Below are 22,180 nucleotides of genomic sequence, written 5' to 3' on the forward strand. Positions count from 1 at the left end.
TCAGGACATGGCTACAGGTTCAACGATCTCGCCGAGCATTTCTTCAGCCTCGGACAGGAAAGTTTCATCGCGCGGGATCTGGAAGTGCCCGCAATCGAGCCATTCACCACCCATGCCCGGCTGCGCCAGTTGCGCCGCCAGCTCCACGGCCTCCTCTTCGCGACCCAGCGTCCACCAGCAGATCGGGTTGACCGCCAAAGGTGCACAGCGATCCAGTTGCAACGACAGTTGCTTGAGTCGACGGGCCACGCTGAACACATGGGCCAGTTCATCGGCGCCCAGTGCCACGTAAGTCGACGCCCCGCGTTCGGCACTCATGGCACGGGCGAACAGCGCCCGCAGGTTCTGCGCGGTTTCCTCGCCGTCGATGCGCAAACCTGGCGCGGCCTCCGGCAGGGTTACCCGCAGGAAGTCGCGCAGATCGGCCTGCCAGTCATCCACTGCGCCTTCATTGACCTTGGCCGACGGCACAAAACTGTCCACCAGACCGACAAACTTCACGGTCTGCCCGGCCTGCTCCAGTTGCGCGGCCATCAGCATCGCCAACGTCCCGCCCAGCGACCAGCCCAACAGGTGATACGGCCCGTGTGGCTGTTTCTCGCGGATCTGTGCCACGTAAGCGCTGGCCATGCTCTGCAACGAGACATCGTTGAACGCCGGGTCCAGCAGCATCCGCGACTGAATCGCCAAGACCTGCCGGCGACCGCTCAAACGGCGCGCCAACGGCTCGTAGTCGAACACCGTGCCGAAACCTGCATGAATGCAGAACAGCGGCGCAACGCCTTTGACCTCTGCGTTCATCGCCAACAGCCCGGAGGCTTTTTCGGCTGTCCCCTGCACACTGGCGACCAGCTCGGCGATGCTCGGTTTCTGCATCAGGTCGCGCAGTTTCAGGCTCAGACCCTGAGCCTTGAGCACGCGACTGCGAGCGACCACTTGCAGACTGAGAATCGAATCGCCGCCCAGTTCGAAGAAGTTGTCGGTGAGGCCCACGCGTTCGATTTTCAGCACGTCCTGCCAGATCTTCGCCAAGGCCTTTTCCAGCTCGGTGCGCGGCGCCAGGTAATCCTGACGCTGTTCGGCATCCGGGTTCGGCAGCGCCTTGCGGTCAAGCTTGCCGTTCGGCGTCAGGGGCATGCGTTCGAGCAACATCAGGTGCGCAGGCACCATGTAGTCCGGCAGGCTGGCCTTGAGCTGTTCACGCAGGCGTTCGCACAAACCATCGATTTGCGTATCGGCATTGGCCAGCACATAACCGAGCAACTGCTTGCCGCTGACGCCCTCGCGGGCCACCACAGCGGCGTCGCGCACGCCCGGCTGCTGCTTGAGACGCGCCTCGACTTCGCCCAGCTCGATGCGGAAACCACGGATCTTCACCTGATGGTCGATCCGCCCCAGGTAGTCGACAGTGCCGTCCTCGCGCTGGCGAACGAGGTCGCCGGTGCGGTACAGACGACTGCCATCGGCGCTGAACGGGTTGGCCACGAAACGCTCGGCGGTGCCGCCCGCCCGGCCCAGATAACCACGGGCCAGCGCGCCGCCCAGGTACAGCTCACCGGCAAGGCCCACCGGCAGTGGATTGAGATCAGCATCGAGCACATAACCGCTGCGCTCGCCGACCACACTGCCGATTGGCGCGTAGGCCGCACCACAGTGATCATCAGTGCCGGCCTTCCAGATCAGCGGCGTGACCACGGTTTCCGTCGGGCCGTAACCGTTGATGATGTACTGCGGCTTGAGGGCGCGTTTGGCCAGTTCGAAACTCGCCACCGGCACCGCATCGCCACCGAAGCAGTAGATGCGCACCGGCGGCGGGTTGCCGTTTTGCTCGGCATGTTCAGCCAGCTGCTGCAAATACACCGGCGGGAACGCTGCCACGGTCACGCCATGCTCATGCAGGGCGTTGTAGGTCTGCTCGGCAGTCCACAGGCTGTCGTCACGGATCAGCAAGCGTGCACCGTGAGTCAGGGTGGTCAACCAGCGCTCATGCGCGCCGTCGAAGGCGAACGACATGAAGTGCAGCTCGCAATCGGCCTCACTCATTTCATAACGCTGACCGATCGCCTGGCAGTGCATCGCCAATGGGCCGTGAGCGACACCGACGCCTTTCGGCTGGCCGGTCGAACCGGAGGTGTAGATCACGTAGGCGAGGTTGCCCGGCTGCACCGCGACATCCGGTGCGCTGTCCGAGTGCGCGGCCAGCTCCAGTTGATCCAGCTCCAGCACATGCAGGTTGTCCTGCGTTGGCAGCACCTGACGCAGACTCGAATCACTGAGCAGCAAGGCAATCCCGGAATCGCGCATCAGATAGCTCAGGCGTTCCCGCGGATACGTGGCGTCCAGCGGCACATAAGCACCGCCAGCCTTGAGCACCGCGAGCAACGCCACGATCATGTTTTCGCTACGCGGCAGCGCCACGCCGACGCGTACTTCCGGGCCGACGCCTTCGGCGATCAAGGCATGGGCCAGACGGTTGGCGCGGGCGTCGATCTGGCCGTAACTGAAGAACTGGTCATTGAAGATCAGCGCCGTCTGCTCACCACGCTGCACCGCCCACTGGGCAATACGCTGATGCACGGCCACTTCTTGCGAAAGTGCCGGCAGCGCCTGCGCGGCCGCCACCTGACCGGTCGGCAGACCAATGCGCCCCAGCGGTTGCGCCGCATCCTCGGCCAGCGCCGCGAGCAAGCCTTCCATGTTGCTGCGAATGCCTTCGACGGTCGCCCGATCGAAATGCTCACGCAGGAACATGTACTCGATCACCAGCCCTTCTTCGAGCGTGACCATCAAGTCCATCGGGAAGTTGGTCAGGCCGGCGTTGCTGATCTCGCCAAACTTCAGCGAGTCATCGCGCCACTCGCGCAGCGCCTGATCGATCGGGTGGTTCTCGAACACGATGATGCTGTCGAACAGCGATTGCCCGGCACGTCCGGCCCAGCGCTGCACGTCGGTGAGCGGGGTGTATTCGCGCTCACGCATTTCCAGGTTGAAGTCCTGCAAGTCGCGCAGCCAGTCGCCAACCGCCTGCTCGGCCGGTACGTCCTTGATCACCGGCAAGGTGTTGATGAACAGACCGAGGATCGATTCCGACGCCGGCAGACTCGCCGGGCGCCCCGCCACTGTCGCGCCGAACGCGACACAGCGCTGGCCGCTGTAACGGCTGAGCAGCATCAGCCACGCGCCCTGCACCAAGGTGTTGAGGGTCACGTGCTGAGCTTGCGCGAAGGCTTTGAGCTGTTCGGTGCGAGCTTCGCCCAAGCGGCTGTACAACGCCTCGTGGCCGCGACCGCTGCCGGTACGCGCCACGGCATCCGCCAGGTAGGTCGGCTCGTCAAGCAGACGCAAATGCTCACGCCAGAACCCTTCACTGGCGTTGCCATCCTGCTGTTGCAGCCAATTGATGTAGCGACGGTACGGCACGGCGTCGGCCAATGGCTTGCCGGAGTACTGGCTCAACACCTCGCCGATCAACTGCGAACTGCTCCAGCCGTCGATCAGGATGTGGTGATAGGTCCAGATCAGTTGATAACTGTCCTCGCTCACCTGCACCAGGGTCAGGCGTTGCAGCGGCGGCTGATCGAGATCGAAGCCCTTGGCCCGCTCGGCATCGGCCAACGCTTGCAGCGCTTCGGCCGAGTGATCCTGCTCACGCCAGTCGAGCAGGCTGATCGGCAATTGCGGATCAGCCAGGACGAATTGCAACGGCTCGGCCATGTCCTGCCAGAGGAACCCGGTGCGCAGAATGTCGTGGCGCCGGCTGACGGTTTCCCAGGCGTCTTTCAAGCGCGCCGGGTCAAGGCCCTGCACCGGAATGCACAACTGGTTGATGTAGAGATCCGCTTCCGGCGAATTGAGGCCGAGGAACAGCATGCCCTGCTGCATCGGCGACAGGCGATAGAGCCCGGCCAACTGATCTTGTGCCAACGGCAACTCGGCGACTTGCGCCTCGCTCAAACCGTGCAGCGGCATATCGACCAGCGTGGCCACCGGTGCGTCCGAACTGACCCCGACACGCTGGGCCAGTTGGCCGATGGTCGGGTGCTGGAACAGGTCCTTCGGACTCAGTTCCAGGCCTTGCTGACGGGCGCGGCTGACCACTTGAATCGAGATGATCGAATCGCCGCCCAAGGCAAAGAAGCTGTCGCTGGTGCTGACCTGCGCCAGTCCCAGAACATCTTTCCAGATGTCCACCAACGCCTGCTCGGTGGCGTTGACCGGTTCGACGTGTTGTTGCGCCGCCGTCAGTTCCAGTGCCGGCAAGCGCTTGCGATCGATCTTGCCGTTAGGAGTCAACGGCATCTGCGCCAGCCATAGGCGATGGGTCGGCACCATGTAATCCGGCAGGGTGGCGCCCAGCCAGGTGCTGAGGTTGTCCTGCAATTCACGTTGCTGCTCGGCGCTGGCACCGACCATGGCCAGATCGGTCGGCACTAGGTAGGCGATCAACTGTTGGCTGCCCGAGACTTCACTGGCCACCACCACCGCTTCACGCACGGCGGCATGCGCCACCAGACGCGCTTCGATTTCGCCGAGTTCGATACGCAAACCGCGAATCTTCACTTGATGGTCGATGCGGCCCATGTATTCCAGCTCACCCTCTTCGCGTTCACGAATCAGGTCGCCGGTGCGGTACATGCGCTCGCCGTTGCTGGCGAGTGGATTGGGCACGAAGCGTTCGGCAGTCATTGCCGCACGGCCCAGGTAACCACGGGTGATGCCGGCGCCGGACAGGTACAGCTCAGCGGAAACTCCTTGCGGAACGAGGTGCAGATCGGCGTCGAGCAAATGGCTGGCGCTGTGCTCGAGAACACGACCGATGCGCGGCTGGCCACCGGCGGTGCGGCGAGTCCAGGTCGAATAGGTGGTGTCTTCCGACGGGCCGTACAGATCGTAGACATGCTCAACGGTGGGTTGTTGATACAGCGCGTCGACCAGGCCTTGCTTGAGTGGTTCCCCAGCGAGATTGATGATGCGCACACTCGGCGGAATCTGCCCGGCGCGTTGCAGTGCAGCAATGGCCGACGGCACGGTGTTGATCAGGCGTACCTGATCGCGAGCCGGCAACTGCGGCAACTCCAAAGCGTTACGCGCAATGATCAGCGAACCGCCGTTGGCCAATGTGACAAACAGCTCCCACACCGACAGGTCGAAGCACACCGAAGTTGACGCCAGCACGCCTTGAATATCGTCGCGACTGTAAACCTTGGCCGACCAGTCGATCAGCGCCATGACGTTGCGATGGGCAATCGCCACGCCTTTCGGTTTGCCAGTGGAACCGGAGGTGTAGATCACGTAGGCGAGGTTGTCCGGTGTGACCGATGTCTGAGGTGCGCTAGCCGGATAAGCGTTCAGCGAAACCTGATCCATCAGCAGCACTTGCGTATCGCCCGGCACGCTCAGCGTCGCAGCGACCGCTTGCTCGGTGAGCAGCACCCGCGCACAGCTGTCTTCGAGCATGTAGGCAACGCGATCGGCCGGGTAATCCGGGTCCAGCGGCACATACGCGCCACCGGCCTTGAGCACCGCCAGCAAGGCAATCAACAATTGCTCGGAACGCGGCATCGCCACGCCCACGCGCACTTCCGGGCCGACACCCAGTTCGATCAGTTTGTGCGCGAGACGGTTGGACTGCGCATCCAGCTCGGCGTAGGTCAGTTGCGTATCGGCGAAGGTCACCGCCAACGCATCCGGCGTCGCCGCCACCTGACGGGCAATGCCCTGATGAATGCACAGCTCGGTGACGAAATCGGTCTCGGCACTTGGGCCGTTATCGATCAGGTTCAACTCGCTGAGGGTACGTTCGCCCGACTCGCTCATTTGCCCGAGCAGGCGCTGCAAGTATTCGCTCAACTGCACAACGCTGTGCGCAGCAAAGCTGTCGCACTGGTAGCTGAAGTGCATCGACAACTCGTCGCTCAAATGCACCAGCAGCGTCAGCGGATAGTTGGTCTGTTCATGGTTGTTGATCTCGCCGAAACGCAATTCCTGCGGCGCGCCCTGCGCCAGCGCCTCGGACACCGGGTAGTTCTCGAACACCAGAATGTTGTCGAACAGCGCTTCACCGTTGCGCGCCGCCCAACGCTGAATGTCGAACAACGGCGTGTGTTCATGCTCACGCAGCGTCAGGTTTTGCGCCTGCACGCTCTGCAACCAATCGCCTACGCTCGATTGCGAACGTGGGCTGGCGATCACCGGCAAGGTGTTGATGAACAGACCGATCTGCTGCTCGACGCCTTTGAGTTCTGTCGGACGCCCCGCCACCGTAGCGCCGAACGCCACGCTTTGCTGACCGGTCAAGCGCTGCAACAGCAGCAACCAGGCCGCTTGAATCAGCGTATTCAGGGTGACTTTCTGCTGCCGGGCGAACTCGCCCAACAGCCGCGTTTGCGCCGCGTCGAGCACACAGAAATGTTCGCCGTGGCCGTCTCGCGGGGCGTCGCCACGCTGCGCCTGAAGTGCCTGCGCCAACAGGGTTGGCGCTTCCAGATCAGCCAGTTGCGCGGTCCAGTAATGTTCGCTGGCCTGCACGTCCTGACGCTGCAACCACTCGATGTAATCGCGGTAGCGCCCGGCCTGCGTTGGCTGGGCGATGCCGCTGTAGCGCTGCAGGACTTCACCGAGCAACTGCGAATTGCTCCAGCCATCCATCAGAATGTGATGGTTGGTGTAGATCAAATGGCAGCGCTGATCGTCGAGGCGCACCACGACCATACGCAGCAGCGGCCCCTGGCTCAGGTCGAAACCTTGTGCCTGCTCGGCGGCGGCCAGCGCGTTCAACTCGCCCAGGCAATCGCTGCGCTCACGCCAGTCAAGCACACTGAACGGCATGTCCAGTTGCTTGTGTACCACTTGCACCGGACGCGCCAGTTCACCTTGCCAGACGAAACTGGTGCGCAGGATGTCGTGGTTGTCTACCGCCGCTTGCCAGGCCTGCTGGAAGCGCTGCGGGTCGAGGCCTTCGACGTCGAGCCGGACCTGGTTGATGTAATCACCGGTGGCCTGTTCGTAGAGGCTGTGGAACAGCATGCCCTGCTGCATCGCCGACAGCGGATAGACATCGGCAATCTGCTGGGCCGGCAAAGGCAAGCCGTCGAGTTGTGCCTGGGTCAGCGCCGCCAAAGGGAAGTCCGACGGCGTCAAGCCTTCGACGCCCGGGGTCAGGCAATGGTCGATCAAAGCGGCCAGTTCTTCGGCGTAATCCGCCGCCAGTGCTTCGATCACGGCGTTGTCGAAACGCTCGCTGCTGAAGGTCCAGCCCACGCGCAATTCGCCGCCATACACCTGACCGTTGAGGGTCAGCCAGTTGCCCATTGGCGCGTCCGGACTCTGGTCGAGACCGGCATTGTCCGGCGCCGGTGCAAACAGCGCGCCGTCATCGCCCTCGAAACTGCCGTCGAACTGGCCGAGGTAGTTGAAGGTGATGCGCGGCGTCGGCAAGGCGCGCAGGCTCTGTTGTGCCTGAGCATCGCCAAGGTGACGCAGTGCGCCGAAACCGATGCCTTTGTCGGGGATCGAGCGCAGTTGTTCCTTGATCTGCTTGATCGACTCGCCCGGCGTAGCCGCAGGGGTCAGACGCACCGGGAACAGACTGGTGAACCAGCCCACGGTGCGGGTCAGATCGACACCGTCGAACAGCTCTTCACGACCATGACCTTCGAGCTGAATCAGCGTCGATGGCTGCCCGCTCCAACGCCCGATCACCCGCGCCAGTGCGGTCAGCAACAGGTCGTTGACCTGAGTGCGATACGCCGCCGGCGCTTCTTGCAGCAGTTGCCGGGTCAACTCCGCGCCAAGCTTGGTCTGTACCGTCTGCGCCAGTCTGTTCTGCTGACCGGCGTCCATGCGCTTGCACGGCAGATCGCTGCCGACATCGCTCAGGCACGCCTGCCAGTAAGCCAGCTCCTGCTGCAACGCCGCGCTGTTGGCGTAGCGCTGCAAGTGCTCGCTCCAGTCCTTGAAGGCGCTGGTTTTCGACGGCAGGCTCAGCGGCTGCGCATCGAGCAATTGCTGATAAGCGTTTTGCAGGTCTTCCAGCAGAATCCGCCACGACACACCGTCGACGGCCAGGTGATGAATCACCAACTGCAAGCGCTGCGTGCCATCGGCCAGATTCGCCAACACGGCGCGCAACAGCGGCCCGTTCTGCAAATCGAGGCTGCGTTGCGCGCGGTTGCCCAAGGCTTCCAGCGCAGCCGCATCGGCGACATCTTCCTGCCACAGCAGGTTGTGCGGCTGATCTTCAACCGCGCGGTGCTCGGCCTGCCACACGCCGTTGTGCTGAGTGAAGCTCAGGCGCAAGGCATCGTGATGCGCGACCAGCGCGCGCAAGACTTGCTCGATTTTCTCCGCGTCCAGCGGCTGACGCGGCTTGAGCAGCACCGACTGGTTCCAGTGCTGACGCTCAGGGATGTCGTCTTCGAAAAACTGCTGCTGGATCGGCAGCAGCAACGCCGCGCCGGTCACCGCTTGTTGGTCGATGCTCGATACGTCATCGCCCAACTGCGCGACCAGGGCCAGACGCTGAATGGTCTGGTGCTGGAACAAGTCTTTGGGATTGAGGCGAATGCCGGCCTGCCGTGCGCGGCTGACCACTTGAATCGAGATGATCGAGTCGCCGCCCAGTTCGAAGAAGTTATCGTTGAGGCCGACTTGCGGCAGCTTCAGCACGTCTTGCCAGATTGCCGCCAAACGCTGCTCCAGCTCGCTTTGCGGTGCCTGATAGGCCTGCTGCGCCTGACTGGCATCCGGCGACGGCAACGCGCTGCGGTTGAGTTTGCCGTTGGCGGTCAGCGGCAATTGCGCGAGCAGCAACAGGTGCGCCGGGATCATGTGATCCGGCAGGTTTTCCTTGAGTTCGGCACGCACGCGGTCGCGCCACTGCGCCTGTTCCGCTGGGCTGGCGTCGAGCAGCGTGGCATCGCTCGGCACCAGCCAGGCAACCAGTTGTTGGCCGCTGAGACCCGGCTGCGCCAGCACCACGGCTTGGCGTACGGCAGCCTGATCGAGCAGTTGCGCTTCGACCTCACCGAGTTCGATACGGAAACCGCGAATCTTCACCTGATGGTCGATCCGCCCGATGTATTCGATCACGCCGTCAGCGCGATAACGCGCCAGGTCGCCGGTGCGGTACAGACGGCCGCCGTCAGCGGCAAACGGATCGGGAATGAAACGCAGCGTGGTCAGGTCGGCACGGTTCAGATAACCGCGCGCCAGACCGGCGCGACCGACGTACAGCTCACCGATGCAACCTTTGGCCACCGGGTTCAGATCGCCGTCGAGCAAGTACCACGACAGGTCGGCAATCGGCTCGCCGATCGGGCTGCTGGCGTCACGCTGCAAATCGGCCATCGACAACGGCCGGTACGTCACGTGCACGGTGGTTTCAGTGATGCCGTACATGTTGATCAGTTGCGGTGCCTGATCGCCGAAACGCTCGAACCACGGGCGCAGGCTCTTCACTTCCAGCGCTTCACCACCGAACACCACGTAACGCAGCGCCAGTTGTTGCGCGGCGTGTTCCGGGGCGCACGCCACTTGCATCAGTTGCTTGAACGCCGAGGGTGTCTGGTTGAGCACAGTGATGCCTTCGCGACAAAGCAAAGCGAAGAAATCTTCCGGCGCACGGCTGACCTCGTAAGGCACCACCACCAGTTTGCCGCCGTACAGCAGCGCACCGAAAATCTCCCACACGGAGAAGTCGAAGGCGTAGGAATGGAACAGGCTCCAGACATCCTCAGGGCCAAAATCGAACCAGGCCTCGGTGGCTTCGAACAGGCGCAGCACATTGCGATGGGCGAGCAAGGTGCCCTTGGGCTGACCGGTCGAGCCCGAGGTGTAGATCACGTACGCCAGGTTGTCGGCGCTCATGCGCACGTGCGGATTGCTGTCGCTGTAACCTTCGAGGTCTTCGCGATCCTGATCGAGCATCAGGCTGCGCACCGAATCCGGCACCGGCAGACGACCGAGCAGATGGCTTTGGGTCAACAGCAGTCCGATGCCGCTGTCGCCGATCATGTAGGCCAGACGCTCTTCCGGGTAGCTTGGGTCCAGCGGCACATACGCACCGCCAGCCTTGAGAATCGCCAGCAGGCCGACCAGCATGTCGAGGCTGCGCTCCACTGCGAGGCCGACGCGCACGTCCGGGCCGACACCACGGGCGATCAGCTTGTGGGCCAACTGATTGGCGCGGCTATTCAGTTCACCGTAGCTCAAGGATTGCTCGGCATACGTCACGGCAACGGCTTGCGGGGCACGGGCGGCCTGGGCTTCGATCAAGTGATGCAGGCACTGCTCGTTGGGAAAATCGGCCACGGCCGGGTTCCATTGCAACAGCGTCGCCGCGCGTTCGGCGGCATCGTGCAGCGGCAGTTCGGCAATGCGCTGGCCGCTGTCGGCGATGATGCCGTGCAGCAGATTCGTCCAGTGTTGCGACAGGCGCTCGATGGTCTCGAGGTCGAACAGGTCGGTGGCGTAGGTCAGCTCGGCCCAGACGTTATCGGTCGATTCAAAGGTGTTCAGGGTCAGGTCGAACTGCGCGGTGTTCGACGCCCAAGGCAAGCCTTCGATGTGCAGTTGCGGCAAGCGTGTGGCGCCCTGCGCCTGACGCGCCTGGCTCTGGTGGTTGTGCATCACCTGGAACAGCGGGCTGTGGCTGAGGCTGCGTTCCGGTTGCAGCGCATCGACCAGTTGCTCGAACGGCAGATCCTGGTGGGCCTGAGCGCCGAGCACGGTGTTCTTCACTTGTTGCAACAGGCTGCGGAACGTCTGCTGGCTGTCGAACTCGGCCTTGAGCACCTGCGTGTTGACGAAGAAGCCGATCAGCCCTTCGGTCTCGACGCGGTTACGGTTGGCCACCGGCACGCCGACACGGATGTCGGCCTGACCGCTGTAGCGGTGCAGCAAGGTCTGGAACGACGCCAGCAACAGCGCGAACAGGGTGACGTTTTCACGCTGCGCGACTTGCTTGAGGGCGGCGGCCAGTTCGAGGCTCAGCGGTATGTCGCGACGCGCGCCGCGATAGCTTTGCTCAGGCGGACGCGGACGGTCGGTCGGCAGCTCCAGCAACGGTTGATCGCCATCGCCGAGTTGCGCGGTCCAGTAGCTCAACTGACGCTCGCGTTCACCAGCGTCCATCCACTGTTTCTGCCATACGGCATAGTCGGCGTATTGCACCGGCAACGCCGGCAATGTCGCGGTCTGGCCCTGGCTGTACGCGGCATAGAGCGCCACCAGTTCATCGACCATGATGTTCATCGACCATCCGTCAGAGACGATGTGGTGCAAGGTGATCACCAGCGCATGATCATCGGCAGCCAGACGCAGCAGTTTCACCCGCAGCAGCGGGCCTTGCTGCAGGTTGAACAGGTGCAGGGTTTCTGCGGCGACCAGCGCTTGCAGCGCTGCGTCGTCCAGCCCCGCCACGTCCTGCACTTGCAGATCCAGCGTGCCTTGCGCCTGGATCACTTGCAGGGTCTGGCCCTGCTGTTCGACGAAGCAGGTGCGCAGGGATTCGTGGCGCGCGATCAGCGCATTGAAGCTGTGCTGCAACGCCGACAGATCCAGTTCACCGCGCAGACGCAGCGCCGCCGGAACGTGGTAAGCGCTGCTGGTCGGTTCCAGCTGCCAGAGGAACCACTGGCGCTCCTGCGCATAGGAAAGTGCCATCGGTTGCGTACGCGGCAGCGCGACAATCGCCGGTTCCTGAGTGGCCTGATCGACACCCAAAGCAGCAACGAAATCTTCCAGCGTGCTGTGTTCGAACAGCGTGCGCAGCGGCACTTGAACGTTCAGCGCCTGACGCACACGGGAGACCACTTGGGTCACCAGCAAGGAATGGCCGCCAAGCTCGAAGAAGTTGTCACTCAGGCCGACACGTTCAAGCTTGAGCACCGCTTGCCAGATCTCGGCGACGGTATGTTGGGTCGCGGTTTGTGGTGCAACATAAGTCGATTGCAATTGGCTGGCGTCTGGCGCCGGCAAGGCTTTGCGGTCGACTTTGCCGTTCGGGGTCAGCGGCAGTTGCGCGAGGAACAACAGGTGCGCCGGCACCATGTATTCCGGCAGTTCGGCCTTGAGGCTGGCTTTCAATTCAGCGCGCAGTTCGACTTCATCAATCGTGCTCGCGGATGGCACCACATAGCCGACCAGTTGCGGGCCGGTCGGGCCGTCCTGCGCGACGACGACGGTTTCACGCACGCTGTCCAACGCAAGCAAACGCGCTTCGATTTCGCCAAGCTCGATACGGAAACCACGGATTTTTACCTGGTGGTCGATGCGCCCGATGTATTCGATCACGCCTTCTGCGCGATAACGGGTCAGGTCGCCGGTGCGGTACAGACGCGCGCCGGTTGGCGAGAACGGGTCCGGTACAAAACGTTCGGCGGTCAGGCTCGGGCGCTGGAAGTAACCGCGCGCCAGACCTTCACCGCCAATCAGCAATTCACCCGGTGCGCCGAGCGGATTCAGCTCAAGGTCACTGCCGAGAATGTACAGCGCGGTGTTGTCGATCGGCGTGCCAAGGAATGGACGGCTATTGTCCGCGCTCAGCGCATGTTGCGCCGACCAGATCGTCGTTTCGGTCGGGCCATAGAGGTTCCACACGCTCGGCGTCAGCGCCAGCATGCGCTGGGCCAGTTCCTGCGGCAGTGCTTCACCGCCGCAGAGGAATGTGCGGCCTTTAAGAATCGTGGCGTTCTCGTTGTCGAGCAGCATGCGCCAGGTCGATGGCGTGGCTTGCAACATGCTGACGGCGTGGCGCTCGATCAGTTCGAGCACTGCTTGCGGATCCTGATGCACGTCCTTGCCGGTCAGCACCACGCAGGCGCCAGCCAGCAGCGGGCCGTAGATTTCCAGGCCGAAAATATCGAAGGAGAACGTGGTCAGCGACAGCATGCGATCCGCAGCGGCAATCCCCGGCTGCTTGATCATGCTCGCGACAAAGTTGCGCAGCGCCGCGTGGCGCACCATCACGCCTTTCGGTTTACCGGTGGACCCGGAGGTGTAGATCGTGTACGCCAGATGCTCGCCATTGACGGCGACGCTCGGCGCGGTCTGTGGATAAGTCGCCAACCAGTCACCGGGCTGATCGAGCAACAGGGTTTGCACACCCGCCGGGATCGGCAACTGCGCCTGCAAATGCGCCTGTGTCAGCAGCAATTGCAGACCGCTGTCCTCGATCATGTAGGCCAGACGATCCTCGGGATACGCCGGATCCAGCGGCACATACGCGCCGCCAGCCTTGAGGATCGCCAGCAGGCCGACGATCATTTCGACGCTGCGCTCCACCGCGATGCCGACCAATTGATCCGGGCCGACGCCGGCCTTGATCAGGTGATGCGCCAGTTGATTGGCCCGGGCATCCAGTTCGCCATACGTCAGTACGTCGTCGCCGATGATCAGCGCCGTGGCTTGCGGGTTTTGCTGCGCCTGCAAGGCAAAGTCCTGCTGCACGCAGTCGGCCTGGGCGCTGTGATCCGCCACGCGCAACCAGTCCTGCAACAACACGCCGTGTTCAGCGCTGTCCAGCAGCGGCAGTTCACCGACCCGCTGGGTTGGCGCGGCGATGATCCCCTGCAACAGGTTCTGCCAGTGACGCGCCAGACGCTCGACCGTTTGCGGCTTGAACAGATCGGTGGCGTAGGTCAGTTCGGCGGCGAAACCGTCATTCGATTCATAGGTATTGAGGGTCAGGTCGAACTGCGCGGTGCGCCCTTCCCACTGCACATCCTCGACGCTCAGCTGCGGCAGTTGTACCGCGCCACGCCCCTGATCACGACTGGTCTGATGGTTGAACATCACCTGGAACACCGGGCTGTGGCTCAGGCTGCGTTCCGGTTGCAGCGCTTCGATCAACTGCTCGAACGGCAGATCCTGATGCGCCTGCGCGGCCATCGCCGCTTGCTTGACCTGCGCCAGCAGTTGGTTGAACGGCAACTGGCCGTTGACCTCGGCATTGAGTACCTGGGTGTTGACGAAGAAGCCGATCAGGCCTTCAGTTTCGACCCGGTTGCGGTTGGCGGTCGGCACGCCGACGCGAATCTGCGCCTGACCGCTGTAGCGATGCAGCAAGGCCTGGAACGACGCCAGCAACACCATGAACAGGCTGGCGCCTTCGCGCTGGGCCAGTTGTTTGAGCGCATCGCCGAGGGCGACTGGCAGGTCCAGTTGCAGACGTGCACCGCGCAGGCTTTGCACCGCCGGACGCGGAAAATCGATCGGCAATTCCAGCACCGGCTGCTCGCCGTCCAGCGTCTTGATCCAGTAAGCCAGTTGCCGCTCACGCTCGCCCGCTTCCAGCCAGTGGCGCTGCCAGATCGCGTAGTCGGCGTATTGCACGTCCAGTTCCGGCAATGTCAGTGGCTGCCCGGCGGTGTCGGCGGCGTAATGCTGGATCAACTCGTTGACCAGCACTTTGATCGACCAGCCATCGGAGATGATGTGGTGCTGGACCAGCACCAGCACATGATCGTCATCGGCAACTTTGAGCAATGCCACGCGCAGCAGCGGGCCTTGTTGCAGATTGAACGGGCGCGCGGTTTCGCTTTCGACGAACGTCTTGATCGCCGCCTCTGCGCCAGCGGCGTCGAGGCCGGCCGGCAACGGTGTCAGGGAGATGCTCAGCGGCAACTGCGGGTGAATCACCTGGCAGAAGGTTTCACCGTGCTCGGCAAATGTGGTGCGCAAACTCTCATGGCGCGCGGCCACGGCATTGAAGCTGCGTTCCAGCGCCGCCACGTCCAGCGCGCCCTTGAGGCGCAAGGCGCTGGGAATGTGATACGCGGTGCTGTGCGGGTCCATTTGCCAGAGGAACAGTTGACGTTCCTGAGCGTACGACAGAGGAATGGCGGCGAACCCGGAGCGTGTTTCCGGGATCGGCAGGTTGGCCGGAGAGACGCCCTCTTCGAGCATCTTTTCCAGGTACAGCTTACGTTTGTCCAGCGGCAGAGTGATAAAGCGCTTGGCTACCCTCAAAGCAACACTCTTGTCCATCAGACTTCCTCCATATCGTCAAGCAGGGCTTCCAGCTTGCTCAGTTTCTGTTCGTTGATTGCCCCGCCTCCTGTATCGAGTCGAGCGACGAAGTCACTCAGGACGGGGTGCTGGAATAACAGTTGCGGGGTCAGCGTCAGGCCCAGTTCAAGGGCCATGCGCGACACCACGTTGACCGCCAGCAGCGAGTGCCCGCCCAGTTCGAAGAAGTGATCGTTCAGACCGATGCGTTCAACCTCGAGCACTTGCTGCCAGATCACCGCGACCTGCTGCTCAAGCTCACTCTGCGGCGCGACGTACGCGGCCTGCATCTGGCTGGCATCCACCGCAGGCAGGGCCTTGCGGTCGAGTTTGCCGTTGGGGGTCAGTGGCAACTGCTCAAGGAACAGCAGGTGCGCGGGAATCATGTAGTCAGGTAACGAAGACTTGAGGCCAGTCTTTAGTCCGTCGCGCAGTTGCCGCTGGGCTTCGCCGTCGTACAGATCCAGTTGCGGGGCGACCACATAGGCCACCAGTTGCGCACCGCCCTCGCCTTCAACGGCAAGCACCGCCGCTTCGGTGACTGCCGGTTGAGCGAGCAATCGCGCCTCGATCTCCCCCAGTTCGATGCGGAATCCACGAATTTTCACCTGATGGTCGATCCGGCCCATGTACTCCAGCTCACCCTCTTCGCGCTCACGAATCAGGTCGCCGGTGCGGTACATGCGCTCGCCATTGCCGACGAACGGGTTCGGCACGAAGCGCTCGGCAGTCATCGCCGCACGGCCCAGATAACCACGAGTGATACCGGCGCCGGACAGGTACAGCTCGGCGGAAATCCCTTGCGGCACCGCTTGCAGATCGGCGTCAAGCAAATGACTGACGCTGTGCTCGAGAGCACGACCGATACGCGGCTGGCCACCGGCGGTGCGGCGAGTCCAGGTCGAATAGGTGGTGTCTTCCGACGGGCCATAGAGGTCGTAGACATGCTCTACGGTTGGCTGCTGATACAACGCGTCGACCAGGCCTTGCTTGAGTGGTTCACCAGCCAGATTGATGATGCGCACGCTCGCAGGAATCTGCCCGGCGCGTTGTAGTGCAGCAATGGCCGACGGCACGGTGTTGATCAGGCGTACCTGATCGCGAGCCGGCAACTGCGGCAACTCCAAAGCGTTACGCGCAATGATCAGCGAACCGCCGTTGGCCAATGTGACAAACAGCTCCCACACCGACAGGTCGAAGCACACCGAAGTCGACGCCAGCACGCCTTGAATATCGTCACGGCTGTAGACCTTGGCCGACCAGTCGATCAGCGCCATGACGTTGCGATGGGCGATGGCCACGCCTTTCGGTTTGCCGGTGGAACCCGATGTATAGATCACATAGGCGAGGTTGTCCGGCTGCACCGTGGTTTGAGGTGCAACCGTTGAATATCCGCTCAATGACACCTGATCCATCAGCAGCACTTGCGTATCGCCCGGCACGCTCAGGGTTGCGGCAACGGCCTGCTCAGTGAGCAGCACCCGCGCACGGCTGTCTTCGAGCATGTAGGCAACGCGATCAGCCGGGTAATCCGGGTCCAGCGGCACATACGCGCCACCGGATTTGAGCACCGCCAGCAAGGCAATCAGCAACTGTTCGGAACGCGGCATCGCCACGCCCACCCGCACTTCCGGGCCGACACCCAACGCGATCAGTTTGTGCGCGAGACGGTTGGCTCGCGCGTCCAGTTCGGCGTAGGTCAGTCGCGTATCGGCGAAGGTCACCGCCAGCGCATCCGGAGTTGCTGCCACTTGGCGGGCAATGCCTTGATGAATGCACAGCTCGGTGACGAAATCAGTGTCGACACTCGGGCCGTTGTCGATCAGGTTCAACTCGCTGAGCAAGCATTCGCCCGCGCCGGTCATCTGGCTGAGCAAGCGCTGCAAATGCGCACCCAACTGCGCCACGCTGGCCGGGGCGAAGCTGTCGCGCTGATAGCTGAAATGCACCGACAGTTGCGCGCCCATGCTCACCAGCAAGGTCAACGGATAGTTGGTCTGCTCCTGATTGACCACCGCGCCGAAACGCAACCCCTGCGGCGCGCCACGCTCCAGCGCTTCGCCAATCGGATAGTTCTCGAACACCATCAGGCTGTCGAACAGCGCATCACCGCCCTGCCCGGCCCAGCGCTGAATGTCCGCCAGTGGCGTGTGTTCGAACTCACGGGACGCGAGGTTCTGCGCCTGCACGGCTTGCAGCCAACTGGCCAGACTCTGCTGCGTTTGCGGCGCGGCCACCACTGGCAAGGTGTTGATGAACAGACCGATCTGTTCTTCAGCCCCCGGCAGATCCGCCGGACGCCCGGCCACGGTCGCACCGAATGCCACACAGTCCTTGCCGGTGTAACGCTGCAACAGCAACAGCCACGCAGCTTGCACCAGCGTGTTGACGGTGACTTTCGAGGCACGGGCAAATTCACCCAGACGCACGCTCAGGTCGGCGTCCAGCACTTGGTAATGGTCGCCATAACCGACACTTGGCAAAGCGTCGATTGGCCGCGCGATGGCGTTGGCCAGACGCGTCGGCTCTTGCAGATTGCCCAGCGTTGCCAGCCAGTAATTCTCGGCAGCCGCCGCATCCTGACGCTGCAGCCAGCCGATGTAGTCGCGATAGCGACCCGCCGGACGCGGCACCGCTTCGCCGCGATAATGCTGCAGCACTTCGCCGAGCAACTGCGCGCTGCTCCAGCCATCCATCAGGATGTGATGGTTGGTGTAGATCAGGTGATGACGGTCGGTCGCCGTGCGCACCAGCACCAGGCGCAATAACGGCGCACTGTTGAGATCCAGGCCCAGTGCGCGCTCCTCATCAGCCAGGGTTTGCAACGCCGAATCCAGATTAGCCTTGCCGTTCCAGTCGAGTACGCTGAACGGCACCTCGACCTGGCGCTGCACCACTTGCACCGGTTGCGGCAAGTCGCCCTGCCAGAAGAAACCACTGCGCAGGATATCGTGCGCATCCACCACTGCTTGCCAGGCCGCGCGGAAACGCTGCGGGTCGACGCCATCGACGTCGAGGCGCATCTGGTTGATGTAGTCGCCATTGCCGTGTTCGAGCAAGGTGTGGAACAGCATGCCCTGCTGCATCGGCGACAGCGGATAGATGTCATCGATGCCTTGCGGCTCCAGCACCAGCGCATCCAGTTGCGCTTGCGACAGGTGCGCCAGCGGGAAGTCCGACGGCGTCACGCCACGGTTGCCGGTGTCGCAGCAATGGCCGATCAGCGCGGTCAGCTCTTGCACGTAGTCATCGGCCAGACGCTGAATGGTCGCCGCGTCGAACATGGCGCCGCTGTAGGTCCAGCTCAGGTCCAGTTCTCCGCCGAAGACTTTGCCGTTCAGCGCCAGCGGATTGCCCAGCGGCCCTTGCATATTGACTTCGGCACCGCCGGCTTCGCTGGTCGGTGCGAACAAGGCTTGGTCGGCCGCATCGAAACTGCCGTCGAACTGGCCCAGATAGTTGAACGTCAGGCGCGGTGCCGGCAAGCCTTGCAATGCCTTGCGAGACTGCTCATCGCCCAGATGCGCCAGCACACCGAAGCCGATGCCCTTGTGCGGAATCGCCCGCAGTTGCTCCTTGACTTGCTTGAGCGATGCGCCGAGTTCAGCCACCGGCGACAGTCGCGCCGGGAACACACTGGTGAACCAGCCGACGCTGCGGGTCAGGTCAATGCTGTCGAAGAGGTCTTCGCGACCGTGGCCTTCGAGCAAGACCAACGCGTTATCAGCACCGGTCCAGCGCACCATCACTCGCGCCAATGCGGTCAGGAGCAGATCGTTGACCTGCGTGCGATAAGCCTGTGGCGCATCCTGCAAGAGTTGACGGGTCAGGGCTTTGTCCAGTTTGCTGCGGATCGTCAGCGCCTGATCGTGTTGCTGCCCGCCATGCGGATGGTCGTAAGGCAAGGCAGCCGAAGCGCCCTGCAACTGCTGCTGCCAGAAGCCCAGTTCGGCTTGCAGCGCCGGGGTTGCCGCATAGTCCTGCAATGCTGCTGCCCAGGCTTTGACTGCGCTGGTCTTGGCCGGCAATTGCACGGGGTTACCCGCGAGAATCTGCCGATAAGCGTTTTGCAGGTCTTCGAACAGGATCCGCCACGACACGCCGTCGACCACCAAGTGATGCACGATCAGCAACAGGCGTTGCGTACCGTCAGCCAGATTCGCCAACACCGCGCGAATCAGCGAGCCGCCGCTCAATTGCAGACTGCGCTGGGCCTTTTCACCCAGGGCCTCCAGCGCCGCGAGGTCAGCGACCTCTACTTGCCAGAGGATGGTCTCGCCGGCTTGCGTGGCAACGTCGCGATATTGCGCGACCCAACGCTCAGCCTGCTCGGCAAACTCCAGACGCAAGCTGTCGTGATGCAGCACCAAGGCATCCAGCGCCTGCTCGAGCACGTGAGCATTCAGGGGTTGATTGGGTTTGAGCATCACTGACTGGTTCCAGTGATGACGATCGGGAATCGCCTGCGCGAAGAACTCCTGATGGATCGGCAGCAGCGCCGTACTGCCGGTGACCGGTTGCTGATCGATCAGTTGCAGCGCTTCACCGGTCTGCGCCACTGCTGCCAACGCGGCAATAGTCTGGTGCTGGAACAGGTCTTTGGGTGTAAAGCGAATCCCGGCCTGCCGCGCGCGGCTGACCACTTGAATCGAGATGATCGAGTCACCGCCCAGCTCGAAGAAGTTGTCGCTGATACCGACCTGCTCAAGCTTGAGCACGTCTTGCCAGATCGTTGCCAGTTGCTGCTCCAGCGCCGTTTGCGGTGCAACGTAAGTTTGTTGCAGTTGGCTGACGTCCGGTTTCGGCAGGTTCTTGCGATCGAGTTTGCCGTTCGGTGTCAGCGGCATGCGCTCCAGGCGCAAGACATACGCCGGCACCATGTGCCCCGGCAACGTCGCCTTGAGTTGCGCACGCAGATCGTCGGTGAAGTCGGCACGGCTGGAATCGCCCACCACATACGCCACCAGACGCTTGCCACTGCCGGCGCTGCCTTCCTGCGCCACGACCACCGCTTCGCGCACGCCGTCGAGCGCTTGCAGGGCTGCCTCGACTTCGCCCAGCTCAATGCGGAAACCGCGAATCTTCACCTGATTGTCGATGCGATCCAGGTAGTCGAACGTACCATCGGCGCGCTGACGCACCAGGTCGCCAGTGCGATAAAGCAAACCGCCGGTGGTGCTGAACGGGTCAGCGACAAAGCGCTCGGCGGTCAGCCCCGGACGGTTCAGATAACCCCGCGCCAGCCCTGTACCTCCAAGGTACAACTCACCGGCCATGCCTTGCGGCAGCAGGTTCAGATCGGCGTCGAGCACATAAGCGCTACGGTCACCAATGCGGCTGCCGATTGGCGCATACGCAGCGCCACACGGCACTTCGCGCCCGGCCTTCCAGATCAGCGGCGTGACCACGGTTTCGGTCGGGCCGTAGCCGTTGATGATGTAGTCCGGATCGAGCGCACGCTTAACGCGCTCGAAACTGGCGTTGGGCACCGCATCACCGCCGAAGCAATAGATGCGTACTTTCGGCGGATTGCCGACACGCTCGGCGTGTTCGGCCAGCTGTTGCAGGTACACCGGCGGGAAGGCGACCACGGTCACGCCGTGTTCGATCATCGCGTTGTAGGTCTGCTCCGGCGTCCACAAGCTGTCGTCGCGAATCAGCAGCGACGCGCCGTGGGTCAGGCTGGTCAGCCAGCGCTCGTGGGCACCGTCGAAGGCGAACGACATGAAGTGGAATTCACAGTCGCTGTCACGCATTTCATAGCGTTGGCCGATGGCTTGGCAGTGCATGGCCAGCGGGCCGTGGGCGACGCTGACGCCTTTTGGATTGCCGGTGGAACCGGAGGTGTAGATCACATAGGCGAGGTTGTGCGGATCGAGCTGCACCTGTGGTGCCTTGATCGGTAACTCGCGCAAATCGAGACGATCCAGTTCCAGCAACGGCACCGATTCATCGACCGGCAATTGCGCCGACACCGACGAGTCGCTGATCAGCAGCGCCAGCCCGGAGTCTTCGATCAGATAAGCCAGACGTTCGCGTGGGTAGCTGGTGTCCAGCGGCACATAGGCGCCGCCGGCCTTGAGCACGGCCAGCAGCGCGACGATCACCGACTCACTGCGCGGCAGGGCTACGCCAACGCGGGTTTCCGCGCCGACGCCACGGGCGATGAGCGCGTGTGCCAGTTGGTTGGCGCGCTGATCGATCTCGCCGTAGCTGAAACGCTGACCGTTGAAGATCACCGCCGTGCGTTGCGGATTTTCTGCGGCCAGCGCGGCAATGCGCTGATGCACGCCGATGTCGAGCGGGTACGGCTGCGGCTGGTTTTCGGCTTGCTGGCGCGCCTGCTCTTGAGCATCTGCCAAGGCGATTTCACCGAGGTTGCGTTCGGCGGACACGGCGAACTGCTCAAGCAATTGCAGCAGGTGCGCACTGATGCCGGCGATGACATCGCCGGCAAACTGGCCGCGATCAAAGCTGTAGTGCAACGCCAGTTGCTGGCCGAGCGTAACGGCCACGCTCAGCGCATAGTGCGTCTGCTCGAGGTTGCCGACCTCGCCGAATGTCAGTCCTTGTCCGGCCTGACTCAGCGCCTGGGCAATCGGGTAGTTCTCGAACACCAGAATATTGTCGAACAGCGCTTCACCGCCCTGCCCGGCCCAACGCTGGATATCAGCCAGCGGCGTGTGTTCAAAGTCGCGCAGGCTGAGGTTTTGCGCCTGTACCGCTTGCAGCCAGCTGCCAACGCTTTGATCCGGACGCGGCGTGCCGATCACCGGCAAGGTGTTGATGAACAGACCGACCTGCTGCTCGATGCCCGGCAGATCCGCCGGCCGCCCGGCCACGGTCGCACCGAACGCCACGGCTTCGTGGCCGGTGTAGCGTTGCAGCAACAGCAACCATGCTGCTTGCACCAAGGTGTTGACGGTAACTTTTTGCTGGCGGGCAAAGGTTTCCAGCGCCTGGGTGCGCTGCACATCCAGTGTCAGGTAATGATCGCCGTGGCCGCTCTGGTTCTCGCCAGCGGTAGCCGCGCGCGCCAGTCGCGTCGGCTCTTGCAGGGCGGCCAATTGGCCGTTCCAGAAATCCTCACTCAGTTGGCCGTCCTGGCGTTGCAGCCAGGCAATGTAATCGCGATAACGCCCGCCGCCATTCAGCGGCGTGCGACCGTTGT

At 62.8% G+C, this 22,180-nt stretch carries 2 protein-coding genes (1 of these 2 only partly in view); both read right to left on the bottom strand.

Annotation, left to right across the window (positions count from 1 at the left end; all coding sequences use genetic code 11):
- Positions 1-14,988, bottom strand: a complete 14,988-nt coding sequence (locus tag M5G26_RS23930; RefSeq protein ID WP_273916646.1) for a non-ribosomal peptide synthase/polyketide synthase — start codon at positions 14,986-14,988, stop codon at positions 1-3.
- Positions 14,988-22,180: the 3' portion of a non-ribosomal peptide synthetase gene (locus M5G26_RS23935; RefSeq protein WP_273916647.1), read on the bottom strand. Its footprint extends 5,128 nt past the window's final position; the window shows 7,193 of its 12,321 coding nt (coding positions 5,129-12,321); its start codon lies beyond the right edge, outside the window; its stop codon occupies positions 14,988-14,990. The genes M5G26_RS23930 and M5G26_RS23935 overlap by 1 nt, the downstream gene beginning before the upstream one ends.

Source organism: Pseudomonas sp. TNT2022 ID642 (genome assembly GCF_028656995.1).
GTDB lineage: Bacteria > Pseudomonadota > Gammaproteobacteria > Pseudomonadales > Pseudomonadaceae > Aquipseudomonas.